Origin of the sequence: Mumia sp., assembly GCF_028803055.1 — a bacterium.
GTDB lineage: Bacteria > Actinomycetota > Actinomycetes > Propionibacteriales > Nocardioidaceae > Mumia.
Genome location: NZ_JARBCJ010000208.1, coordinates 1 through 5676, shown reverse-complemented (window position 1 = coordinate 5676; position 5676 = coordinate 1). Strand labels below are relative to the sequence as shown.

The 5676-nt window shown below is 70.5% G+C and carries 6 protein-coding genes; 3 read left to right on the top strand and 3 right to left on the bottom strand.

Translation table 11 applies throughout. The features are described 5' to 3' along the window. Together PV363_RS15465 and PV363_RS15460 are read right to left on the bottom strand one after the other, a co-directional pair. A partial coding sequence (locus PV363_RS15465; RefSeq protein WP_301022790.1) for a thiamine pyrophosphate-binding protein occupies positions 1–902 on the bottom strand: 902 nt, incomplete at its 3' end. Positions 903–933: 31 nt separating this feature from the next. Further along, positions 934–1860, bottom strand: coding sequence for a DUF2785 domain-containing protein (locus PV363_RS15460; RefSeq protein ID WP_301022789.1), 927 nt, complete (start codon positions 1858–1860; stop codon positions 934–936). Positions 1861–1959: 99 nt separating this feature from the next. Here PV363_RS15460 and PV363_RS15455 point away from each other — a divergent pair, with 99 nt between their 5' ends. Continuing rightward, positions 1960–3441, top strand: coding sequence for a PAS domain-containing sensor histidine kinase (locus PV363_RS15455; protein WP_220344038.1), 1482 nt, complete (start codon positions 1960–1962; stop codon positions 3439–3441). Between the two features lie 81 nt (positions 3442–3522). Here PV363_RS15455 and PV363_RS15450 read toward each other — a convergent pair whose 3' ends face one another. Beyond that, on the bottom strand, positions 3523–3774 hold the full coding sequence (locus PV363_RS15450) for a WhiB family transcriptional regulator (RefSeq protein ID WP_220344039.1): 252 nt from the start codon (positions 3772–3774) through the stop codon (positions 3523–3525). A 239-nt stretch (positions 3775–4013) separates the two neighbouring features. Between PV363_RS15450 and PV363_RS15445 the strand changes: the two genes are divergently transcribed. Continuing rightward, positions 4014–4418 (top strand): hypothetical protein, encoded by a 405-nt coding sequence (locus PV363_RS15445; protein ID WP_220344040.1) that lies wholly within the window; start codon positions 4014–4016, stop codon positions 4416–4418. A gap of 255 nt (positions 4419–4673) precedes the next feature. Further along, positions 4674–5676 (top strand): NADP-dependent malic enzyme (locus tag PV363_RS15440; protein ID WP_301022791.1); only part of this gene is annotated, 1003 nt, incomplete at its 3' end.

Genomic DNA, 5676 nt, shown 5'->3' with positions numbered 1-5676 from the left:
TCCTTGCCGCCGAAGACGCCGTAGCCGAGGCGGAAGTCGAGCGGTGTCCCCACGACCACGACGAGGTCGGCCTTGCCGAGCGCCTGGGACCGTGCCTTCGTGACGAGCAGTCGATGGCCGCGCGGGACCACCCCGCGGCCCATGCCGTTGGAGACGGCGGGGATGCCCGTCTCCTCGACGAACCGCAGAGCCGCCTCCTCGGCGCCGTCTGCCCAGACGTCCGTCCCGAGGACGAGGAGGGGACGCTCTGCCCGGGCGATCAGACGCGCCACCTGTCCGACCTGGTCGTCGTCGGGCTCGATCGTGTCGGGAAGGCTCCCGTACGCGGCGTCGGCGGGCGCCGTCGTCCGGCTGAAGAGCTGGTCCATCGGGACGTCCAGGAACGTGGGCCCCCGGTGCGACGAGCCCGCGAGCGCGAACGCCTGGTCGACCGTCGGACCGATCTCATCGGTGGTCTTGGCCGTGCCCGCCCACTTCGAGACGGTGGACACGATCGGCGGGTGGTCGAGCTCCTGGAGGCTCCCCATGCCCCACGTGTGCGTCGCCGCACGGCCGCCGATCGTGACCAGCGGCGACCCGGCGAAGTGCGCCTGCGCGATGGGGCTGACGCCGTTGGTGACGCCCGGTCCGGCCGTCAGCACGGCCAGGCCAGGCGTACGCGTGAGCTTCCCCGTCGCCTCGGCGGCGAACACCGCGGACGGCTCGTGGCGCACGTCGATGAGACGCATCGGCTGGTCGGCCTTCACCGCGGCGTCGTAGAGCGGGAAGACATGGGCACCCGAGAGGGTGAACATCGTCTCCACGCCGTGCGCGCGGGCTGCGTCGAGGGCGTGGTCGCCTCCGTGGCCCTCCCGACCCTCGGGGGCCGGAGCGTCGGGCGCGGTGGGGGTCTCAGCTGTCATGTGACCTAGGTTACCCAGGGGTAATCCTCGGTCACCGCGCGGTGGTCACCGTCCGTCGCCCGCCGGCCGTCGCGAACAGCCACGGCGTCTCGGCGCGGATCTGCTCGATCACCGCGAGCAGCAGGTCGGCGCGGTGCGGGGTGGGCGTGGCGAAGAGCGCGTCGTCGCCGACCACCTCCACGCGCCCCTTCACGCCCAGCGCGAGCTGGACGTAGAGGGCGCGGAGGAAGCGCGAGGTGTTGTACGCCGCCGGGGTCGGCCACTCACCCGGCGAGCTGCCGCGGGTACGAGGGCGACGGGTCCCCGCTCCGAGTCGAGCGAGCCACGGCTCGACGACGTTGGGTGCGACGACGTCGCGGTGCAGCACCGCCATCGCCGCGTACGCCAGCCGGTCCTCCTCGCCGTGGTGCAGCACGTGCTCGGTGGGGGAGAGCAGCCGGTCGGCCAGGACGTCGAGGAGCACCGTCAGCTCGAGCTTGTCGAAGTGCGGCGAGCGCGCGAGGGCGCCGAGCAGGTCGGCGCCGTGAGACCCGGCGTTGGCCCATCCGACGTCCGGGATCCATCCCCGCAGGTCCTTCTCGCGCACGAACCACGACGTGGCCTGGTCGCCCCAGCCCATCACGGTCGCCGCCGGCAGCAGCTGCATCTCGTTGTCGCGCACGATGATCTCGGACAGCACGAGCGCCGTGTAGGACCGCCGGAGGATCGTCAGGTCTCCCTGCGTGCCGAGTCCTGTCTGGAGGCCGGTGACGACGCCGTTGCCGAAGCCGCGCAGCAGCGCGTCGTACTCGCCGGAGTGGATCCACGTCGCCAGCAGCGGGAAGGCGATGGCGTCACGCGTGTGGGCGTCGGGGCTCGCCAGCATGTCGATCAGCTCGAGCGTGAGGTCGTTGAGTGATCGGTCGTCCGGGACATGCATCCCGGCGTCGATCACGGAACGCCAGTACGACTCGGACACGAGGACATGTTTGCACGCCGAGCGGTGCAGGCGAGACCCGGCCCACACTCGTCTCGGCAGTCAGACCGCCTCCGCCGCCCGCTGGATACGCTGGACTCCGTGCCCTCCCTCGACGACGTCGCGACTCACCAGACCAGCCTCGACGCTGCCGACATGGAGTGGCTGCACCAGCTCGTCGCCGACTGGCAGATCCTTGCCGATCTCTCGTTCGCGGACCTGGTCCTGTGGTTGCCCGATGCGGAGGGCAAAGGATTCTGGGCCGGGGCGCAGATGCGGCCCACCACCGGCGTGACGGCGCACCTCGACGACGTCGTCGGTGACTTCGTTCCCCGCAACCGCCGACCCACCATCGACGCGGCCTTCCGCCAGGGCCGCGTGGTGCGCGAGGGCGACCCGGAGTGGCGCGACGACATCCCGGTCCGGCTCGAGACCATCCCGGTACGCCGCGACGGGGCCGTCATCGCGGTGATCGCCCGCAGCACCAATCTCCTGGGAGTGCGGACGCCGAGCCGGCTCGAGCTCGCCTACCTCGCGATGGCCGACGACCTCACGGAGATGATCAGCAAGGGCGAGTTCCCGTTGCTGGGCGAGCAGTCCGACCTGTCTCACTCGCCGCGGGTGGGCGACGGGCTGATCCGCACCGACGCTGACGGCCGGGTCATCTATGCCAGCCCCAACGGCGTGTCGGCCTTCCGTCGTCTCGGCGTGACAGGGGACCTCGAGAGCGTCGACCTCGCGGAGGTCACCAGATCTCTGCTGAGCGCCCCGAACCGTCCCACCGAGCAAGCGATCCTTCCTGCGCTCACCGGACGCAACGTCACCCAGGCCGAGCTCGAGAACGGTGACGCGTCGCTGAGCCTGCGCTCGATCCCGCTCCGTTCCTCGGGGGAGCCGTCCGGCGCCCTGGTGCTGCTGCGCGACGTGACGGAGCTGCGTCGTCGTGAGCGGGAGCTGATGAGCAAGGAGGCGACGATCAGGGAGATCCACCACCGGGTCAAGAACAACCTCCAGACGGTGCAGGCGCTGCTGCGGCTGCAGGCCCGCCGGATGGACACCGGTGCCGGTCGCGAGGCGCTCGAGGAGGCGGTGCGACGGATCGAGTCGATCGCCGTGGTGCACGAGACGCTGAGTCAGGCCTTCGACGAGAAGGTCCCGTTCGACGACGTCGCCGACCGGCTGCGCACCATGGTCGCCGAGGTCGCCTCGGCAGCCAGGAGCGTCACCACGGAGCGGATCGGGAGTTTCGGGGAGCTTCCTGCCGAGGTGGCGACGCCGCTGGCCATGGTGCTCACCGAGCTGATCCAGAACGCCGCCGAGCACGCCTTCGGAGAAGAGGAGCGTGGCCACGTCGTCGTCGAGGCGCACAGGCGCGGTGACCGGCTCGACATCGCGGTCCTGGACGACGGGGTCGGACTGCCCGCGGGGTTCGACCCCCGCGGGACGACGAGTCTCGGCGTCTCGATCGTCGCGACCCTCGTGGAGTCCGAGCTCGGGGGAGTGCTGTCCTTCGGCCCACGGCATCCGGCGACCGGCGGTGGTGGCACGCGCGTGCGCATCCAGGTGCCGCTCGGGGGACGCTGACGGACGAAGGCCCCGTCCCGCGGTTGGCGGGTACGGGGCCTCGGTACGAAAAGGTGCAGCAGCCCGGTGAAGGGCGCGGGGTCAGGCGGTGCGGATCCGGGCACGCGCGGTGCGACGCTTGAGTGCGCGGCGCTCGTCCTCGCTCATGCCACCCCAGACGCCGTGGTCCTGACCGGACTCCAGCGCCCACGTGAGACACTGCTCGCGGACGTCGCAACGGCGGCACACCACCTTGGCCTCCTCGACCTGCGAGATGGCCGGCCCCGTACTCCCGATGGGGAAGAAGAGTTCCGGATCCTCGTCGAGGCACGCAGAGTGGTGACGCCAGTCCATGGCGAAACGTCCTTTCTTCTGACCGCGGGAGGGCGCGATCTTAGGTTTGTGAATCACTTCACGATCGGGGGCGGAAGCCTACTAGTCCCTTACCGTAGGTGAGGGGGTTCTGGGCGTCCGATCTGTTTGTCCTGCGCCCGGAGGAAAACACCGTGAAACCGGCGCTGAACAGCAGCAATAAGATCGTCGCAATAAACGCCGGTTAACACAAGGGCAATCCGAACGAAGGAGCCTGTTCCGTGGGTCACACCACACCTGGGCGGACAGTCAGGATCGTCGCCGCCGTCCTCCTCGTGGCCGTCGAGGGGCTGGGGCTCGCCGTCTTCGCCACGCTCGACCTCCTGGACCTGCACGCCGACCGCGCCGTCCTGGCGATCGGGACCTCGCTGTTCCTGTTCGCCTACGCCGGTCTGCTCCTGGCCTCCGCGCGCGGACTGTGGCGCCTCCAGACCTGGGTGAGGGCACCCATCGTGTTCACGCAGCTCATCCAGCTCGGCCTGGCGTGGAACCTCCGTGAGGCTGCCCCGCCGCTGTCCGGGCTCTTCGCCGTCGTCGCCGGTGCCGTCTTGTGGGGCATCCTGTCGCCGGGGACGAGCCGGATCCTCGCGGCCGTCGACGAGGAGTCGCGCGCCTCTCAGCAGTGACGCGTGTGGTTCAATGGGCTTCGGGTCACCCCCTCTCCACCGCTCCCGCGGCCAGACCGGCCGTGTGCGGGGCTCCGGTTCCCGGTCCCGTTCCTGACCGGCCGTCCTCTGCGCGGCACTCTGGTGCCGTCGTGGACGTGCTTTCACCCTTCTTCCCAGTGAGGTTCTGTCGTGGTTGCCGAATCAGTCGACCGTCTCCCCTTCCCGTCGCAGCACGTGGGAGACCCGGTTTTCGACGTACACCGCGGCGGCAAGATGGAGATCGCGGCGACCGCCCCGCTGCGCGACGCCCACGACCTCTCGCTCTCCTACACTCCCGGGGTCGCCCGTGTGTGCGAGGCCATCGCCGCGGACCCCTCCGTCGCCGACGACTACACCTGGGTCCCCAACACGGTCGCGGTGGTCACCGACGGCTCGGCGGTCCTGGGACTCGGTGACATCGGGCCGACGGCGTCCCTGCCGGTGATGGAGGGCAAGGCGATCCTGTTCAAGCAGTTCGGCGGGGTCGACGCGATCCCGCTGGCGCTCGACGTGCGTGATCCCGGCGACTTCGTCGACACGGTCGCCCGGATGGCGCCGAGCTTCGGCGGCATCAACCTCGAGGACATCGCTGCTCCCCGCTGCTTCGAGATCGAGCGCGCGCTCCAGGCGCGGGTGGACATCCCGGTCTTCCACGACGACCAGCACGGTACGGCGATCGTCACCCTGGCGGCGCTGCTCAACGCCCTGAGGCTCACGGGTCGGAGGGTCGAGGACACCAAGGTCGTCATCTCCGGGGCCGGCGCCGCCGGTGTCGCGATCGCCCGGATCCTCCAGGCCAGCGGTGTCCGCATGCTGGCTGTGGTCGACCGCCGTGGAGTCATCCACCGCGGCAGGACAGACCTCACGCCGATCAAGGCCGAGCTCGCCTATGAGACGCGCGAGTGGGGTCGCACAGGCCAGCTCTCCGACGCCCTCGACGGCGCCGACGTGTTCATCGGCGTGTCCGGCGGCACCGTGGGGGAGTCGGCGATCGAGCGCATGGCGGAGGACGCGATCATCTTCGCGCTGGCCAACCCGACGCCCGAGGTCCACCCCGACATCGCGCGCCGCCACGCCCGCGTGGTCGCGACCGGTCGCTCCGACTACCCCACCCAGAGCAACCACGTCCTGGCGGTCCCCGGGGTCTTCCGCGGGGCGCTCGACGTGCGTGCCTCGCGGGTGACCGAGGGCATGAAGGTTGCCGCCGCGCGGGCGCTGTCGGACCTTGTCGGCGACG